Origin of the sequence: Pseudomonas sp. VS40, from assembly GCF_018587885.1 — a bacterium.
Classification (GTDB): domain Bacteria; phylum Pseudomonadota; class Gammaproteobacteria; order Pseudomonadales; family Pseudomonadaceae; genus Aquipseudomonas; species Aquipseudomonas pergaminensis.
Map to the genome: position 1 here is coordinate 190,703 of NZ_JAGYWD010000004.1, position 16,966 is coordinate 207,668.

Below are 16,966 nucleotides of genomic sequence, written 5' to 3' on the forward strand. Positions count from 1 at the left end.
AAGGGCTGACCTGCTGTTCGTTAACAGGGTTATAGCAAGGTGTGTGCCAGTTTGTGGGAAGCCCGTATTTAAAGGGCTTGGGGGCGGATTGCCGGGCGGCAATGCCAGAAAAGCGGCAACGGGTTTCCGCGTGGTGCCAGTAAAGCGGCAATCCGGGTTGCCGCTATTGAAAGGTTTGCCGCAAAAACAAATGTGGGAGCGGGCTTGCTCGCGAATGCAGCCCGTCAGTTGATACATGCATCGACTGACACTGCGCTTTCGCGAGCAAGCCCGCTCCCACATTTTTTACCGCGTACGACTTACTTAGCCTGGTAAATGATCCCAGGGCTGCACTGCACCATCTGGTAATGGTCCGGCAAACCGTTCAGCGCTTCGGAAGCACCGAGGAACAGGTAGCCACCACGCTTGAGCGTGCCGTGGATGCGCAACAGGATGTCTTTCTTCACCTCGGCCGAGAAATAGATCAGCACGTTGCGGCAAAACACCATGTCGAACTTGCCCAGGCTGGCGTAGCTGTCGAGCAGGTTGAAGGAGCGGAACTCCACACGGCTCTTGATCGGCGCCTTGACCGCCCAACGCCCCGCCCCTTTCGGGTCGAAGTAGCGTTGCAGGCGTTCCTGGGACAAGCCACGACCCAGTGCCAGGCTGTCGTACTCGCCGGTCTTGCAGTTGGTGAGCATGGTGCCGGACAGGTCAGTGGCCACGATTTGCGCCCCAGCCTTCAACTGGCCCATGTTGGTCCGCTCGAACTCATCGATCGACATCGAAATCGAGTACGGTTCCTGCCCCGAGGAACAGGCCGCCGACCAGATGCGCAGGCGCTGGCCCGGGCTGGCCTTGATGGCTTCCGGGAGCACCTTGCTCTTGAGCACTTCAAACGGATAGGTGTCGCGAAACCACAGGGTTTCGTTGGTGGTCATGGCATCGACCACCATTTCCTTGAGCCCGCTGCGCGGCTGCCCCTGGATGCGCTGGACCAGCTCACCCAACGACTTGATGCCCTGCTGCTCCATCAGTTTGTTAAGACGGCTGGATACCAGGTACTGCTTGTTTTCACCGAGCAATATGCCACAGGCTTTTTCCAGGAAGACCCGGAACTGTTCGAAATCCAAATTACCCGTAGACAATGATACCGCCTCTTAAATCGTGTGACCGCCAGGGGGAAATCCCCCTAGCCGTGATCTGCTGCCTTGATCCGGTCGACAACCCGGGATGCCAGGTCATCAGGACGGAATTTGGCCAGGAAGTCATCGGCACCGACTTTCTTGACCATCGCCTGGTTGAATACACCCGACAACGAAGTATGCAGGATGATATGCAGTTTTTGCATGCGTGGATCGTTACGTATCTCGGCCGTGAGGGTGTAGCCGTCCATTTCCGGCATCTCGATGTCGGAGATCATCATCAAGAATTCTTCTTCCGGTTTCTTGCCGTCATCCACCAGCTTACGCAGGTAATCCAACGCCTGGCGACCATCATTGAGGGCCACCACTTCCACGCCGACGGTTTGCAGGCAACGTGTTACCTGTTTACGCGCCACCGAGGAGTCGTCCACCGTCAACACACGCAGGGAGATCGCCTTATGCGCGGTTTCGGCGTCTACCACACCCACGGAAATCGATTCCGAGGTCGGCGCCACTTCGGCAAGGATCTTCTCCACGTCGATGATTTCCACCAACTGGTTGTCGACCCGCGTCACCGCCGTGAGGTAGTGATCGCGACCGGTGCCCTTGGGCGGCGGATGGATCTCTTCCCAGTTCATGTTGACGATGCGCTCCACCGAGCGCACCAGGAAACCCTGGGTCTTGGTGTTGTATTCGGTGATGATCACGAACGGGTTCTCGCGGTCCTGCAAACCCGCGGAACCGGTGGCCAGGGCCAGGTCAAGAATCGGGATCGTCGCGCCACGGATGTTGGCAACGCCACACACCACCGGGCTGGACTTGGGCATGATCGTCAGCTTGGGGCATTGCAACACTTCCCGCACCTTGAACACGTTGATGCCATACAGCTGCTTGCCATCCAGGCGAAAAAGCAACAACTCCAGGCGATTCTGCCCTACCAGCTGTGTGCGCTGGTTTACTGAATCCATTACTCCTGCCATGCCCAGACTCCTACGCTAAAACCTTAAAGGGTGCGACGCGCACCCAACGCTAAACGGCACGGCCTTTGCTATTTATTGGTCATGGATATTAAAACGACAGTTTCCCGACGCCCCATCCTGACACGTTACCGCAGATCGCTCTGCGCAGCGTTGGCGTTGCTTGCCTTGGGCCTGGGCGCCACGGCCCGCGCAGACAACGTCACCTTGCCTGATCTACTTATCGGCGTCACCCAGGGCTTTCTTGAGTTCACTGTAGAAGATTATCTGGCGACCACCCAGACACCGGGGCGTTACGAAATCCAGGTCAACCAGCTGGACCCGCGCCTGCGCATGCCCATGTGCGACAAGGAATTGACAGCCACCCTGGAAAGCCCCGCCCAACCGATCGGCCGCGTGACGGTCAAGGTCCGCTGCGACGGCGCCTCGCCCTGGACGGTGTTCGTGCCAGCCCAAGTCAAATTGTTCCGCGATGTGGTGGTCGTTGCCCGCCCGCTCAAGCGCACCGGCATCATCGGTTTTGAGGACGTGGTGTTGCGCGAACGCGACATCAGCATGATCAGCCAAGGTTACCTGACGTCCCTCGATCAGGCCGTGGGGCAGAAACTGACCCGACCAGTGGTCACCGACCAGGTCATCACCCTGGTGCATTTGGAACAGGCGGAGGTGATCCGCAAGGGTGATCAGGTGGTGATTTCCGCCAGCAGCGGTGCGCTGCAGGTCAAAATGCCGGGGGAAGCGCTGTCCAACGGCGGCATGAGTGAGCAGATAAGGGTGAAGAACCTCAACTCCAACCGCGTGATCAAGGCACGGGTCACGGCACCTGGCCAGGTAGAGGTGGCTTTATAGAGCACTGGTATCGGGCGCCAGCTTTTCCTACACTGTCGACTGGATGTCGGCCTGTGCAGTTTATTGTCAATCGAGCCTAAAGTTTGTCCGGGTATGGCCGAAAAAATGGAAAGCGTCCAAATACCCAGAGGTTTTTTCAATCATGGTCATCGATTTCAGTCGTTTGAATAACACCCCGACCACGTCGGCCCCTACGCGCACCACCGGCACCAAGGACAGCGTAGAAGCCAAGGCCCAGCCACTGCCCGCCAAGGCAGAACAGGCCAGCGCCAGCCAGAGCGGGGAATCCGTACACCTGAGCAATGAGGCTCAACAGTTGCAGAAGGTCACTGACTCGCTGCGCGATCAACCAGTGGTCAATAAAGCCCGTGTGGCCGAATTGAAACAGGCAATCGCCGATGGCAGCTATAAAGTCGACAGCAACCGTGTAGCCAGCAAGCTGCTTAATTTCGAAGCCGAGCGCTAGGCTAAGGCCTGCGCCGGGCTTTTGGACGCTTAAACCCCAAGGCCAGCCATGCATCACGACGAAAATCTGCTTCAACTGATCATTGATGATCTCGCCCCGACTCAACAGCTGCTCGAGCTGCTCAGGGAAGAATCCCTGGCCCTCTATGGCCGGGACATGCCCCTGCTGGAAGAAATTCTGGCGCGCAAGCAGTCGCTGATTGTCCTGCTGGAACAGCACGGCAAAAAACGCAGCCAGATCCTCGTCAGCCTGGGCCTGCCCGCCGACCATGACGGATTGGCACAGCTGGCCAGCCATTCCTCGGTCGGCGATCAATTACTGGCCCAGAGCAAAGAACTCAATCAATTGCTCGCCCAGTGCCAGGAAGCCAACCTGCTCAACGGTCAGTCGATCCAGCTTCAGCAAGCTACGACCGCCAACCAGTTGCGTATACTTCACGGCGGAGAGCCTCCGGCGCTTTACAACGCTCAGGGCTCCACCTCACGCCTGGTCAAGCCAAGCACCCGCAGCCAAGCCTGACGCCGGATCATGGCGCGGCCTATCCAAGGCGCGTCACATACTGGCAGAATGCCTGATCTTGCGTGTAGTCGTATTTTGTCTGGAGATGGAAGAACCGTGTTCAACGCCCTTAATGCGGAAGATGCCCCGCAGCCACCCAAGGTCCTCACCACCCCTCTGGAAATCGCCAGCACCTTGCGGATGCTGCAAGACAGCCATGACCCGCTGATCATTACCTTCCACGAACGCAGCCAGCGCTTCCAGAGCTACCTGGTGGACGTCAACCGGGACAGCGGCACCCTGGCCCTGGACGAAATGATCCCCCGCGACGGCGAACGCCACCTCGAAAATGGCGAACCCTTCCGCATCGAAGGCTTCCATGACGGCGTGCGCGTTGCCTGGGAAAGCAACGGCGGCATGAGCATCAGCGAAAAGGACGGCCACCGTATCTACACCGGCAGCCTGCCCGACGAAGTGGTTTACCACCAGCGCCGCAACGCCTTTCGCGCCGCCTTGAAGCTGGCCCAATTGGTCAATATCGAGCTGGGTGGCGAGAAGCTCAAGGCGCCCATCAGCGGCAAGCTGCTGGATATTTCCGCTACCGGCTGCAAATTGCGCTTTGAAGGGGACATCTCCGAGCGCCTGCAACTGGGCCAGGTGTATGACCGCTTCATCGCCGCCCTGCCCTTTGGCAGCATGACCACCTCGGTCGAGTTGCGTTACCTGCACTTCGAAGAGAAGATCAACACCACGTTTGCCGGCGTGCGCTTCCACAATATGAGTGGCTTGGTGCAGCGCCAGGTCGAACGCTTTGTGTACCAACTGCAACGCGAAGCGCGGCGCTTCGACAAAGACGACGATTTTTAAACTTAAAGATCGCGGCAAAAAAAACGGGCAGCCCCTAAAGGGGTCTGCCCGTTTTTGCTGTCAGGGGCGCGCCCTGCTCAGGTCATGAGGGTGGTCGTCCGGCCCCAGGGGTTCAGGCGGCCCCTCAAAGGGCGGCTCATCCACGGGCGGGGTCGGGTCCGCTTCCGGCTCCGGGACGACGGTTTGCATCTGGTCCTGCACCACCTGCTCATCCACACGCGGGTCCAATGCGGCCACCAGCGGCGAGCTGGACATGCTGTCGGGCATCGCGACGTGATGCAGCGGCGCATCGTCCACCTGATGCAGGTTGGTCACGGCTTTCGGCCGAATACGCCACACCAGGATCAACGCGCACAGGCTGAAAAACGCATACAGCATGTGGCTGCCGAACATCTTCATCACCACACCTGCCAGCAACGGCCCGACACTCGCGCCGACGCCATAGGTCACCAGCAGCATCGCCGTTAGCGACACGCGGCGGTCACCTTCCACATGGTCGTTGGAGAACGCCACCGCCAGTGGATACAGGCAGAACTGCACCAGCGAACACAGGAAGCCCGCCACGAACAACACTTCAAGCGGCACCTGGGTCATTATCGCCAACGGTAAAGCAGCCACCGCCAGGCACAGGGCAAAACAACGGATCAGCAGCGCACGGTCATAACGGTCCGACAACCAGCCCAACGGCCACTGCACCAACAGGCCGGCGAAAATGCAGCTACCCATGAACAGACCCACCTGCTCGGTGGTCAGGCCTTGCTGGGAGGCATAGAGCGGCGCCAAGCCGTAGAAAGAGCCCACGATCACACCCGCCCCAAGTACCGTACTCAACGACTGCGGTACGCGCTTGATAAAGAAGCGTGGCTCCATCGGCGCAGGGTGCAGGGGAGCCGGGTGAATACGGCGAGTCATGGCCACCGGCACCAGGCACAGCGCAAAGCACAGCGCGACCAGCATCAGCAATTCCAGGCCGAGCTGAGGGTGCATTACCAGAATCAATTGGCCGAGGACCAGGCCCAGGTAAGACGCGATCATATAGCCGCTGAATACCACGCCGCGCTGCTTGGCGTCCGCCTGCTCATTGAGCCAGCTCTCGATGACCATGTACTGGCACATCATCCCCAGGCCCACGATCATCCGCAGCACGATCCAGGCCGGCAGCCAGTCGATCAGGCCATGGCCCAGCACGGCCGCACCGACAATGCCGGCACAGGTTGCATAGGCCCGAATATGCCCGACCCGGGCGATCAGGCGGTGCCCGATCTTGCCACCCAGTACCAGGCCAAAATAGTTGGCCGCCATCAGCGCACCCACCCACAGGCTGTCGACATGGTCGGCCGCCAGGCGCAAGGCCAGGTAAGTACTGAGCAGGCCGGAGCCGATCAGCATCATCAAGGAGGCGAAATAAAGGGCTCGAAAAGATTTCCAGATCTGGCGCATCGGCGTTCCGAGCGGCTCCTTGCAGTGAGAGACAGGCCTATCGGCATGATAGTCCGGGGTGACGGAGTCCGGACAGCCGGTAGGGGCTGTTTCCGGGGATTATTTTGCTTACGGACTCAGACGCTGTCCGGTGGCTTGCTGGATACACGAATTGCGAGAAATACACCGCGTACGTGCTGTGAACCCTGTTCACCCTCAAGGTTCGACTCATGTTCGGAAAACGCCCACAAAAAAGCCCTGCCAGAATGTTCTGTGCAGGGCTTTGTATCTGGTGTCCCAGGGCCGGTTCGAACGGCCAACCTTCCCCTTAGGAGGGGGATGCTCTATCCAATTGAGCTACTGGGACAAATGACAGCCGTCGAGCCACGGGCATGGCGACGGACGGCGTGCATGTTAACGGTCAGGGTGGGTTTTGTCATGTCGTCCGTGGGCTTTTTGAGTGTAGGCCTATACCTCTGTGAATGATCGCGGTTTGGCCCTGCAAATACGGGCTCCCGAGGCCATCGTGCAAATTGCACTCCCCCAAAACGCCATCATTGCAAATTGCAACCTTTCCACCCTTTGGAGTAGACTCAACCTGTTGATTTTATTGAATTATTAGATTGGCACGACACCTGCAATACTTCTCCTACAAACCCAATAAGCCACGGCGTTGAGCGGAGAACATAATCATGAACAGTGCCCTTCTGTTAGCCCTTAACACCGTAGCCCTGGCTGCATTGGTCACGTTTCACTTCCAGTCGACAGGTGCCAACGACCCGGCGCAGATCAGCCAGGCCGTGCCGCATCACCTGCAACAACGTCCGCAACTGGCGGTCATGACGCCGAACGCGCAGTCGCCAGTCCGTCTGGCCCAGGGCACCCAATCTGCACCTGCGTCTGAACACTGGGTTTTCTGAGGAAGTCGTTGATGAACAAATTCGCCTGGCTGTTTCTCTGCCTGACTGCATTGGCCGTCGTTGTTGGCATGGGCACCGAGTCTGCAGACAGCCAAACTACCGCATTCATCGCCAGCGGCGTGTTTGCCAGTCTTCTGGTGCTGACCTTGATTCTAGGTCGTCGCATCAAATTCGATCCCGTCCTGCGCTAACCCACCCCCCCTCGCCTACCTTATGTCGCCTCACCCTCGCTAATCGGCAAATTGCCACTAGTCTTAAAGCTAAGGGCAAAAGGCCACTTTGCGATAGGATGTGCGGCCTCAAACCCTGTGGTGGCCTGACTTGCGGGAAGTTCCCTCGCGGATTTACGCGAAGAAAAATTTTCCAACCAGTCCGCAAAAATGCAAATGAGTGCTGGCATAAAGCCTTTAGGCAGTTCAATATTTGTCACAGAATTGACGCCAAGGAAATGGCAAATCTGAGGCATGATGCGACCTCTTTGCAATTCAGGTTGAACTTTGGTCGTGAGCCTTGTCTTAACACTCATCTTGCGGCCAATTCCAAAAACCGCCCCCCTGAACTAACCGGTTAAATATATGCGCCCATTGAAACAGGCAATTTATTCCAGCCGTACGGCTGACAAGTTCGTCGTACGTCTGCCAGACGGAATGCGGGAACGCATTGCCGAGGTGGCTCGCAATCATCACCGCAGCATGAACTCCGAAATCATCGCACGCCTGGAACAAAGCCTCATTCAGGAAGGTGCGCTGGGCGACGAGTTAAGCATGCGCCTGGACAGCCCCGAGCTGTCGCTGCACGAACGCGAACTGCTGCAGCGCTTTCGTCAGCTCTCCCACCGCCAGCAAAATGCTCTCGTCTCGCTTATCGCGCATGACGTTGAGGCGGCCGCAGAAGCCAATTGATTTGCAGCTGAAAGCCGAAGCCAGCCATGTGCTGGCTTTTTTTTGCCTGGGATTTGAGGGGGGTCGCGAAAGCGCCGGAGAGAACGAACGGGTTACTGGGCCTTGTGCGTTATCGTTGAGGATTTTTCGCTGGCAAGCCAGCTCCTACAGGGGAGCTGGCGCCAAGAGGGATTAGAGCAGGAAGATGGTTGCCAGACCCAGGAAGATGAAGAAGCCACCACTGTCGGTCATAGCCGTGATCATCACGCTGGCGCCCATGGCAGGGTCACGACCAAGACGGGCCAAGGTCATGGGGATCAACACCCCCATCAGGGCAGCGAGCAGCAAGTTGAGCGTCATGGCGGCGGTCATCACCACACCCAGCGACCAACTGCCATACAGCAGGTAGGCCACCACGCCGATCACTCCACCCCACACAAGGCCGTTTATCAGGCCTACCGCAAGCTCCTTGCGCAACAGACGCGATGAGTTGGCCGTACTGACCTGATCCAGCGCCATCGCCCGTACGATCATCGTAATGGTCTGGTTACCCGAGTTGCCACCGATCCCCGCCACGATCGGCATCAGCGCCGCCAGCGCCACCAGCTTCTCGATGGAGCCTTCGAACAGCCCGATCACACGCGAGGCAATAAAGGCGGTGATCAAGTTAACGGCCAGCCAGGCCCAGCGGTTATGCAACGAACGCCAGACCGAGGCAAAAATATCTTCCTCTTCACGCAGACCCGCCATGTTGAGGACTTCGGTTTCGCTTTCCTCACGAATCAAGTCGACGATTTCATCGATGGTCAGACGCCCGATCAGCTTGCCGTTCTTGTCGACCACCGGCGCCGAGATAAGGTCATAACGCTCGAACGCCTGGGCCGCATCATAAGCATCCTCATCGGGATGAAAACTCACGGTGTCGCTGGCCATCAAGTCCGCAACTTTCTTTTCCGGATCATTCACCAGCAGGCGCTTGATCGGCAGCACACCCTTGAGAATGCCTTCGTAATCAACCACGAACAATTTGTCGGTATGACCTGGCAACTCTTTGAGTCGGCGCAGATAGCGCAGGACCACTTCCAGGCTGACGTCTTCGCGGATGGTGACCATCTCGAAGTCCATCAGCGCACCGACCTGATCCTCATCGTAGGACAGCGCGGAGCGCACGCGCTCACGCTGCTGAGTATCCAGCGCTTCCATGAGCTCATGGACAACATCACGGGGCAGCTCGGGAGCCAGGTCAGCCAGTTCGTCGGCGTCCATCTCCTTGGCCGCAGCCAGGAGCTCGTGATCGTCCATGTCGGCGATCAGGGTTTCACGGACCGAGTCGGAAACTTCTAGCAGGATGTCGCCGTCGCGGTCGGCCTTGACCAACTGCCAGAGGGTCAGTCGATCATCCAGCGGCAAGGCTTCGAGAATGTAGGCGACGTCGGCGGAGTGCAGGTCGTCGAGCTTGCGTTGCAGCTCGACGAGGTTTTGCCGGTGAACCAGGTTTTCGACCAGGTTGTTATTCGGGCCGTCCTGGCGATGCGTCAGGTCTTCGACCACGCGCTGGCGCTGCAGCAGCTCGATGACTTGAGCGAGGCGATCCTGCAGGCTTTCTTGTGTTTTCTTTACTTCTACTTCGGTCATAGGCGAACTCCACTCCCAGCAGCGGGGCACGCCGGAAGGATCAATCAGTCAATTCATGATTGGTAAAACGGGATACTGAGTAACTACTGGGTAAGTCCATGGAGGTATTCCACAAGCCCCGGCGGGGCTGACGGGCGCAATGATACACCGCCCGGCCACTTTAAACGTTAAAAAACTGGAAAGAACAAGCGCTTGCGAGCCAAAGCTAAGCATTGGCTGCATCTAAGAACTGCGACGACGCAGCGGGAAAGGAAAACACATGCAGGCAGGAGAAAAAGATGAAGTCCTACACAAACCCCAGATGGCAAAAAGCCCGCACTAGGCGGGCTTTTTGTTTGTATGGTGCACTCGACAGGATTCGAACCTGTGACCGCTCGGTTCGTAGCCGAGTACTCTATCCAGCTGAGCTACGAGTGCAGATTGTGTTTTTAGACCAGATCACAACTGGTTGTAACCGAATCACTTGCATTGCTGCAACTGACTCTTAAATGGTGCACTCGACAGGATTCGAACCTGTGACCGCTCGGTTCGTAGCCGAGTACTCTATCCAGCTGAGCTACGAGTGCATTTGTTGCCGCGCATTATAGGCCGTTCAATCTCTATGTAAAGCTATTTTTTCGAGTAATTTCAACAACTTACCGAAAAAACCAGATTGCAACGTACTAAGCAAATAATGGCGGAGAACGGGGGATTCGAACCCCCGACACCCTTTTGAGGTGTACTCCCTTAGCAGGGGAGCGCCTTCGGCCACTCGGCCAGCTCTCCGCAACACGGGGCGTATATTAACCACGTTCATCCCCGTTTGCAAACATAAAAAACGATAAAAATTAAAGGCTTGGTTCTTCGTCCTTCTCTTTCTTGATCCGCAGGTAGATTTCCTCGCGGTGCACCGCTACCTCTTTCGGAGCGTTAACCCCGATACGCACTTGATTGCCTTTGACGCCGAGCACGGTCACGGTGATTTCGCCATCACCGATAATCAGGCTTTCTGCGCAACGACGAGTCAGAATCAGCATACCTTTCTCCTCACGCATTTCAGTTCAGGAACAACAGTCTGCAAAAAAAAGGCCTTCGACCTACAACCAAAAGGTCATAGTCCTACTGCCTAAGTATTGTCGAGCGCACGCAAAAGAACATGCGCCCTACAAAAAAAGGAAAGGCGCGGTAAACCGCGCCTTCCTGGCACTGCATCACTCGCCCTGTCGGGCCGGAGCGTCCAACTCAAAAGCGGTATGCAACGCGCGCACGGCCAGTTCCAGGTACTTCTCTTCGATCACCACCGAGACTTTGATTTCCGACGTGGAGATCATCTGGATGTTGATGCTTTCCTTGGCCAGGGCTTCGAACATGCGGCTGGCAACGCCGGCATGGGAACGCATGCCCACCCCCACGATCGACACCTTGGCAATCTTGGTATCGCCGACCACTTCACGGGCGCCGATTTCCTTCGCGGTGTTCTGCAGGATTCGCTCCGCCGCATCGTACTCGTTACGGTGCACCGTAAAGGTGAAATCGGTGGTGTTATCGTGCGAAACGTTCTGCACGATCATGTCGACTTCGATGTTCGCGCCGCTGATAGGGCCCAGGATCTTGAAGGCCACGCCCGGGGTGTCTGGCACGCCACGGATAGTCAGCTTGGCTTCATCACGGTTGAATGCGATACCGGAAATGATCGGCTGTTCCATGGATTCCTCTTCATCAATAGTAATGAGGGTGCCCGGACCCTCTTTGAAGCTGTGCAGTACGCGCAGCGGAACGTTGTACTTGCCGGCGAACTCCACCGCACGGATCTGCAACACCTTGGAACCGAGGCTGGCCATTTCCAGCATCTCTTCAAAGGTGATCTTGTCCAGGCGCTGGGCCACGGACACCACACGCGGGTCAGTGGTGTAGACGCCATCCACATCGGTGTAGATCTGGCATTCATCGGCCTTGAGGGCCGCGGCCAGCGCCACGCCGGTGGTGTCCGAACCACCACGCCCGAGGGTGGTGATGTTGCCCTGCTCGTCCACACCCTGGAAGCCTGCTACAACTACCACGCGCCCGGCTTTCAGATCCGTACGAATTTTCTGATCGTCAATCTGCAGGATCCGCGCCTTGGTATGCGCGCTGTCAGTGAGGATGCGCACCTGGCTGCCAGTGTAGGACACCGCCGGCACACCGCGTTTATTCAACGCCATGGCCAGCAAGGCGATGGTCACCTGCTCGCCGGTGGACACGATCACATCCAGCTCACGCGGCAGCGGCTGTTGATCACCACTGATTGCCTTGGCCAGATCGATCAGGCGATTGGTCTCGCCGCTCATGGCCGACAGCACCACCACCAGGTCGTCGCCGGCATCGCGGAACTTCTTAACCTTGTCGGCCACCTGCTCGATTCTTTCGACAGAGCCGACCGAGGTGCCTCCAAATTTCTGTACGATCAAAGCCATTTCTAAGCCGCCTCAGCCCGTAAAGGGGCGCCTAATATCCAATCAACCAGCACCGAGCAGCCCGTGACTAGACCACGGGCCGGTTAACGGTGCCTTAAATACCTGCCTCGACAAACGGCACGGTCAGGGCCAGGGCCGCGTCCAGGGCGCCAGCGTCTACACCACCGCCTTGCGCCATGTCCGGACGACCACCGCCCTTCCCGCCCACTGCCGCGGCGGCTTGCTTCATCAAATCACCGGCTTTGAGTTGGCCAGTCAGGTCCTTGGTTACACCAGCAACCAGAACGACCTTATCCTCATGGACACCGCCGAGCAGGATCACTGCGCGGCCGAGCTTGTTCTTCAACTGATCGACCAGGGCCAACAGCGCCTTGCCGTCCTGGCCATCCAGGCGTGCAGCCAGGACTTTCACGTCCTTGACGTCCACGGCCGAGGCCGACAGATCGTCGCCTGCAGCACTGGCCGCCTTGGCCTGCAACTGCTCCAGCTGCTTCTCCAGGGCACGGTTGCGCTCCAGCACAGCGGACAGCTTGTCGATCAGGTTGTCGCGGCTGCCCTTGACCAGGGTGGCCGCTTCCTTGAGTTGTTCTTCAGCCGCGTTCAGGTAGGCCAGGGCTGCTGCGCCAGTCACCGCTTCGATACGGCGCACACCGGAGGCCACGCCGCCTTCACTGACGATTTTCAGCAGGGCGATGTCGCCGGTACGGTTGGCATGGATACCACCACACAGCTCCACCGAGAAGTCGCCACCCATGCTCAGTACCCGCACGCTGTCGCCGTACTTCTCGCCGAACAGCGCCATGGCGCCCTTGGCCTTGGCGGTCTCGATATCGGTCTCTTCGGTCTCTACCGGGGTGTTCTTGCGAATCTCGGCGTTGACGATTTCTTCCAGGGCCTTGATCTGCTCAGGCTTGATCGCTTCAAAGTGGCTGAAGTCGAAACGCAGGCGCTGGCTGTCGACCAACGAACCCTTCTGCTGCACGTGCTCACCCAGTACCTGACGCAGCGCGGCGTGCAGCAGGTGCGTGGCCGAGTGGTTCAGCGCGGTGGCGTGGCGCACGTCGGCGTCTACCTGGGTGTCCACCGGCGAACCGACGGTCAGGTTGCCCGAAGCCAACACGCCGTGGTGCAGGAACGCACCGCCGGTCTTGGTGGTGTCACGCACGTCAAAACGCCCGGACGCCGCCTTGAGGAAACCGCAGTCGCCAATCTGGCCACCGGATTCTGCGTAGAACGGGGTCTGGTCCAGGACCACCACGCCTTCATCGCCTTCATTCAATACGTCAACCGACTGGCCGTCTTTATAGAGGGCAACCACTTTGGCCGCACCCTGGGTGGCCTTGTAGCCGGTGAACTCGGTGGCCACGTCAACCTTGACCAGGCTGTTGTAGTCCATGCCGAAGGAGCTGGCCGAACGTGCACGCACGCGCTGGGCTTCCATCTCGCGCTCGAAACCGGCCTCATCAAGGGTCAGGTTGCGCTCACGGGCGATGTCGCCGGTCAGGTCCATCGGGAAACCGTAGGTGTCATAGAGCTTGAACACCACGTCGCCCGGCACCACGCTGCCTTGCAGGTTGGCAAGGTCTTGCTCGAGGATCTTCAGGCCCTGCTCCAGGGTCTTGGCGAACTGCTCTTCTTCTGCCTTGAGCACGCGCTCGATGTGCGCCTGGTTCTGCTTGAGTTCCGGGAAGGCTTCGCCCATCTCGGCCACCAGTGCCGCGACGATCTGGTAGAAGAAGCTGCCGTTGGCGCCCAGCTTGTTACCGTGGCGGCAAGCGCGACGGATGATGCGACGCAGCACGTAGCCACGGCCTTCGTTGGACGGCAGCACGCCGTCGGCAATCAGGAAGCCGCAGGAACGGATGTGGTCAGCCACCACTTTGAGCGACGCCTGGTCTTCATTGGCGCAACCGATAGCCTTGGCGGCCGCGGCCAGCAGGCTCTGGAACAGGTCGATTTCGTAGTTGGAGTGCACATGCTGCATCACCGCACTGATCCGCTCCAGGCCCATGCCGGTGTCGACCGACGGCGCTGGCAGCGGATGCAACACGCCATCGGCAGTGCGGTTGAACTGCATGAACACGTTGTTCCAGATCTCGATGTAACGGTCGCCGTCTTCCTCTGGCGAGCCCGGTGGCCCCCCCCAGATATCGGCACCGTGGTCGTAGAAGATCTCGGTGCAAGGGCCGCACGGGCCGGTATCGCCCATGGTCCAGAAGTTGTCGGAGGCGTACGGCGCGCCTTTGTTGTCGCCGATGCGCACCATGCGCTCGGCCGGTACGCCGACCTGCTTGGTCCAGATGTCGTAGGCTTCGTCATCGCTGGCGTAGACGGTGACCCAGAGTTTTTCCTTCGGCAGTTTCAGTACGCCGGTGAGGAAGGTCCAGGCGAAGTTGATCGCGTCTTGCTTGAAATAATCGCCAAAGCTGAAGTTGCCGAGCATTTCGAAAAAGGTGTGGTGACGGGCGGTGTAGCCGACGTTTTCCAGGTCGTTGTGCTTACCACCGGCGCGCACGCACTTCTGGCTGCTGACAGCACGGGTGTAGGCGCGTTTTTCCTGGCCCAGGAAGCAGTCCTTGAACTGGTTCATCCCCGCGTTAGTGAACAGCAGGGTTGGGTCATTGCCTGGGATCAAGGAGCTGGAGGCGACACGGGTGTGACCTTGCTCTTCGAAGAAGCGAAGGAAGGCTTCACGGATTTCTGCGCTTTTCATTAGGTTCTTCCACGGAGGCTGCGGCCAAAGGCCAGTGCGCAACATCATCAGACGAAGCGACGGCAAAGGGCCGCATTATATCGGCCCTTTGCCGGTGGTACAGCGTGTTTATGCGATAGAAACTGTCAATTAGACGGTCTGCACTGTCATTTCCGGGAAAAGTCGACGAATGTCTGCACGACTTGCTCGATCTGCGCCCGGCTGATGTCAAGGTGCGTGACCATGCGCAAGCGCGATGCGGCGCTCAACTTGATCCCGCGCTCGGCGGCAAAGGCTTTCAACGCCTGGGCCTGATCACCGATTTGCACATAGACCATGTTGGTCTGCACCGGCTCGACGGTAAAGCCGGCCTTGCGCAGCTCATCCCCCAGCCATTGTGCGTTGGCGTGGTCGTCCGCCAGGCGCTGCACCTGGTGATCCAGCGCGTACAGCCCCGCCGCCGCCAGCGAGCCGGCCTGGCGCATGCCACCGCCGACCATCTTGCGCAGGCGCCGTGCCTTGGCAATCAGCGCAGTGGAGCCGCACAGCACCGAGCCGATCGGCGCGCCGAGGCCCTTGGACAGGCACACCGACACCGAATCGAAGTGCTGGGCAATCTCGCGCGCATCCACCCCCAGCTTGACCGCTGCGTTGTAGAGCCGCGCGCCGTCTAGGTGCAGGGCCAGGCCGTGTTCGCGGGTGAACGCGCGCGCGTTTGCCAGGTACTCCAGCGGCAGCACCTTGCCCTGCATGGTGTTTTCCAGCGCCAGCAGGCGGGTGCGGGCGAAGTGGAAGTCGTCGGGCTTGATGGCTTCGAGCACATGGTTCAGGTCCAGGGAGCCGTCCGCCTGCACTTCCAGTGGCTGGGGCTGGATCGAACCGAGCACGGCCGCCCCGCCACCTTCGTATTTGTAGGTGTGGGCCTGTTGGCCGACGATGTATTCCTCGCCGCGTTCACAGTGGGCCATCAACGCCAGCAGGTTACTCATGGTGCCGGTGGGCACGAACAGCGCAGCGGCAAAGCCCAGGCGTTTGGCAAGTTCGGCCTCCAAGAGGTTGACGCTGGGGTCTTCGCCATACACATCATCGCCGCTGAGGGCATTGGCCATCGCGTCCCGCATGCCGGGGGTGGGTTGGGTCACGGTGTCGCTGCGCAGGTCGATCACAGACATGAAGCACGCCTCTCAAGGGTTGAGTAAGTTCCTTTTGTGAGTGATTACTGCGGGCAAAGCCGCGCAATATCAAGCCCCAACTGCATTCAATCGAATACCAACCAAACAAACCGATATAGCTTATCGATACAGCGGTCGTGCAGTTTTCGAAAAACCGTGTTAAAAACTCTCCGCCGCCAGGGTTCTGGCGGCAACGTTCTCAGGGCGGGGTGCAATTCCCCACCGGCGGTAATTGCACGCAATGTGCATAGCCCGCGAGCGCTTGGCGCCTCGAACTGCTCATGCAGGACGGCGCCAAGGTCAGCAGACCCGGTGTGATCCCGGGGCCGACGGTCATAGTCCGGATGAAGAGAGAACGGGATTGGCACCTAAGGGCCGCGCACGACGTGTGTTTGCGTACCCTTAAATCCCATTCGATTCATAACGCCCTGTTTTTTTCTTAAACAGGAGTCAGAACATGCAACCCACCGCAATCGACAGCAAAAGCAAACACCACCACGGCGAACGTATCGCATTTATCCAGGCCTGCTGGCACAAGGATATTGTCGACCAGAGCCGTAAAGGCTTCCTCGCCGAAATCATCGCCCAGGGCTACCAGGAATCGGACATCGACTTCTTCGAAGTCGGCGGCGCCTTTGAAATGCCCCTGCACGCCAAGCTGCTGGCCAAGACCGGTCGTTATGCCGGCATTGTCGCCGCTGCGCTGGTGGTGGACGGTGGCATCTACCGCCACGAATTCGTCGCCCAATCGGTGGTCAGCGGCCTGATGCAAGTGCAGCTGGAAACCGAAGTACCGGTGTTCTCGGTGTCCCTGACCCCGCATCACTTCCACGCCGGTAGCGAGCACCAAACATTCTTCTACGAGCACTTCGTGCACAAGGGCCAGGAAGCCGCCCGTACCTGCGCTGATACCTTGAAGAAAGTCCGCGCGATCCGTCGCAGCGAAGAGCCGCAAAAACTGGCGGTCTGACGCCTTCTCAGCCCGTAATCAAAAATGCCCCGGCAAGCCTTTGCCGGGGCTTTTTTTTGACGCT

Annotated in this window: 17 protein-coding genes, 4 tRNA genes and 1 riboswitch; of the genes, 8 read left to right on the top strand and 13 right to left on the bottom strand. The window is 58.7% G+C overall.

The window, feature by feature from the left end:
* Positions 1-299: 299 nt before the first annotated feature.
* Positions 300-1,127 carry a protein-glutamate O-methyltransferase CheR gene (cheR, locus tag KHP07_RS13620; RefSeq protein WP_016979774.1) on the bottom strand — a complete coding sequence of 276 codons (828 nt, stop codon included), beginning with the start codon at positions 1,125-1,127 and terminating at the stop codon, positions 300-302.
* A 44-nt stretch (positions 1,128-1,171) separates the two neighbouring features.
* Complete coding sequence (locus tag KHP07_RS13625) at positions 1,172-2,104, bottom strand: chemotaxis protein CheV (protein WP_033901287.1); 933 nt, start codon at positions 2,102-2,104, stop codon at positions 1,172-1,174.
* Positions 2,105-2,185: 81 nt separating this feature from the next.
* Here KHP07_RS13625 and flgA point away from each other — a divergent pair, with 81 nt between their 5' ends.
* The 4 genes from flgA (at position 2,186) to KHP07_RS13645 (ending at position 4,781) form a co-directional block, all read left to right on the top strand.
* Positions 2,186-2,950, top strand: a complete 765-nt coding sequence (flgA, locus tag KHP07_RS13630; protein WP_078049869.1) for a flagellar basal body P-ring formation chaperone FlgA — start codon at positions 2,186-2,188, stop codon at positions 2,948-2,950.
* Between the two features lie 142 nt (positions 2,951-3,092).
* Positions 3,093-3,416 (top strand): flagellar biosynthesis anti-sigma factor FlgM, encoded by a 324-nt coding sequence (gene flgM / locus KHP07_RS13635; protein WP_078049870.1) that lies wholly within the window; start codon positions 3,093-3,095, stop codon positions 3,414-3,416.
* A 48-nt stretch (positions 3,417-3,464) separates the two neighbouring features.
* Complete coding sequence (locus KHP07_RS13640) at positions 3,465-3,935, top strand: flagella synthesis protein FlgN (RefSeq protein ID WP_015885461.1); 471 nt, start codon at positions 3,465-3,467, stop codon at positions 3,933-3,935.
* Between the two features lie 96 nt (positions 3,936-4,031).
* A complete protein-coding gene (locus KHP07_RS13645) occupies positions 4,032-4,781 on the top strand; it encodes a flagellar brake protein (protein WP_078049871.1) in 750 nt (249 codons plus the stop codon).
* A gap of 60 nt (positions 4,782-4,841) precedes the next feature.
* On the opposite strand, the gene KHP07_RS13650 is transcribed toward KHP07_RS13645, so the two are convergent.
* Both KHP07_RS13650 and KHP07_RS13655 read right to left on the bottom strand, forming a co-directional pair.
* Positions 4,842-6,221 carry an MFS transporter gene (locus KHP07_RS13650; protein ID WP_214497341.1) on the bottom strand — a complete coding sequence of 460 codons (1,380 nt, stop codon included), beginning with the start codon at positions 6,219-6,221 and terminating at the stop codon, positions 4,842-4,844.
* Positions 6,222-6,490: 269 nt separating this feature from the next.
* Positions 6,491-6,567, bottom strand: a tRNA-Arg gene (locus tag KHP07_RS13655).
* 325 nt (positions 6,568-6,892) lie between these two features.
* Between KHP07_RS13655 and KHP07_RS13660 the strand changes: the two genes are divergently transcribed.
* Both KHP07_RS13660 and KHP07_RS13665 read left to right on the top strand, forming a co-directional pair.
* The gene (locus KHP07_RS13660; protein WP_078049873.1) at positions 6,893-7,120 is read left to right on the top strand and encodes a hypothetical protein; all 228 of its coding nucleotides are present in this window, start codon (positions 6,893-6,895) and stop codon (positions 7,118-7,120) included.
* 11 nt (positions 7,121-7,131) lie between these two features.
* Positions 7,132-7,311 (top strand): PA3371 family protein, encoded by a 180-nt coding sequence (locus tag KHP07_RS13665; protein ID WP_078049874.1) that lies wholly within the window; start codon positions 7,132-7,134, stop codon positions 7,309-7,311.
* Between the two features lie 20 nt (positions 7,312-7,331).
* Here the strand turns inward: KHP07_RS13665 and KHP07_RS13670 are convergent, their stop codons facing one another.
* Positions 7,332-7,646 (bottom strand): hypothetical protein, encoded by a 315-nt coding sequence (locus KHP07_RS13670; protein WP_143523225.1) that lies wholly within the window; start codon positions 7,644-7,646, stop codon positions 7,332-7,334.
* A gap of 49 nt (positions 7,647-7,695) precedes the next feature.
* Here KHP07_RS13670 and KHP07_RS13675 point away from each other — a divergent pair, with 49 nt between their 5' ends.
* A complete protein-coding gene (locus KHP07_RS13675; protein ID WP_003175643.1) occupies positions 7,696-8,022 on the top strand; it encodes an Arc family DNA-binding protein in 327 nt (108 codons plus the stop codon).
* Positions 8,023-8,193: 171 nt separating this feature from the next.
* On the opposite strand, the gene mgtE is transcribed toward KHP07_RS13675, so the two are convergent.
* The 8 genes from mgtE to ltaE form a co-directional block, all read right to left on the bottom strand.
* On the bottom strand, positions 8,194-9,636 hold the full coding sequence (gene mgtE / locus KHP07_RS13680) for a magnesium transporter (RefSeq protein ID WP_058427502.1): 1,443 nt from the start codon (positions 9,634-9,636) through the stop codon (positions 8,194-8,196).
* A gap of 340 nt (positions 9,637-9,976) precedes the next feature.
* A tRNA-Arg gene (locus KHP07_RS13685) sits at positions 9,977-10,053 on the bottom strand.
* A gap of 72 nt (positions 10,054-10,125) precedes the next feature.
* Positions 10,126-10,202: transfer RNA gene (locus tag KHP07_RS13690), tRNA-Arg, on the bottom strand.
* Between the two features lie 108 nt (positions 10,203-10,310).
* A tRNA-Ser gene (locus KHP07_RS13695) sits at positions 10,311-10,401 on the bottom strand.
* Positions 10,402-10,463: 62 nt separating this feature from the next.
* The gene (gene csrA, locus KHP07_RS13700) at positions 10,464-10,652 is read right to left on the bottom strand and encodes a carbon storage regulator CsrA (RefSeq protein ID WP_003175645.1); all 189 of its coding nucleotides are present in this window, start codon (positions 10,650-10,652) and stop codon (positions 10,464-10,466) included.
* 174 nt (positions 10,653-10,826) lie between these two features.
* Positions 10,827-12,068: an aspartate kinase gene (locus tag KHP07_RS13705; RefSeq protein WP_010208327.1), complete on the bottom strand. Its 1,242-nt coding sequence runs from the start codon at positions 12,066-12,068 to the stop codon at positions 10,827-10,829.
* A gap of 94 nt (positions 12,069-12,162) precedes the next feature.
* Complete coding sequence (gene alaS, locus KHP07_RS13710) at positions 12,163-14,781, bottom strand: alanine--tRNA ligase (RefSeq protein WP_100492277.1); 2,619 nt, start codon at positions 14,779-14,781, stop codon at positions 12,163-12,165.
* 146 nt (positions 14,782-14,927) lie between these two features.
* Positions 14,928-15,932 (bottom strand): low-specificity L-threonine aldolase, encoded by a 1,005-nt coding sequence (gene ltaE / locus KHP07_RS13715; protein WP_214497342.1) that lies wholly within the window; start codon positions 15,930-15,932, stop codon positions 14,928-14,930.
* 191 nt (positions 15,933-16,123) lie between these two features.
* Positions 16,124-16,293: riboswitch (FMN riboswitch) on the top strand.
* A 96-nt stretch (positions 16,294-16,389) separates the two neighbouring features.
* Between ltaE and KHP07_RS13720 the strand changes: the two genes are divergently transcribed.
* A complete protein-coding gene (locus tag KHP07_RS13720; RefSeq protein ID WP_099493698.1) occupies positions 16,390-16,902 on the top strand; it encodes a 6,7-dimethyl-8-ribityllumazine synthase in 513 nt (170 codons plus the stop codon).
* The last annotated feature ends 64 nt before the right edge of the window (positions 16,903-16,966 follow it).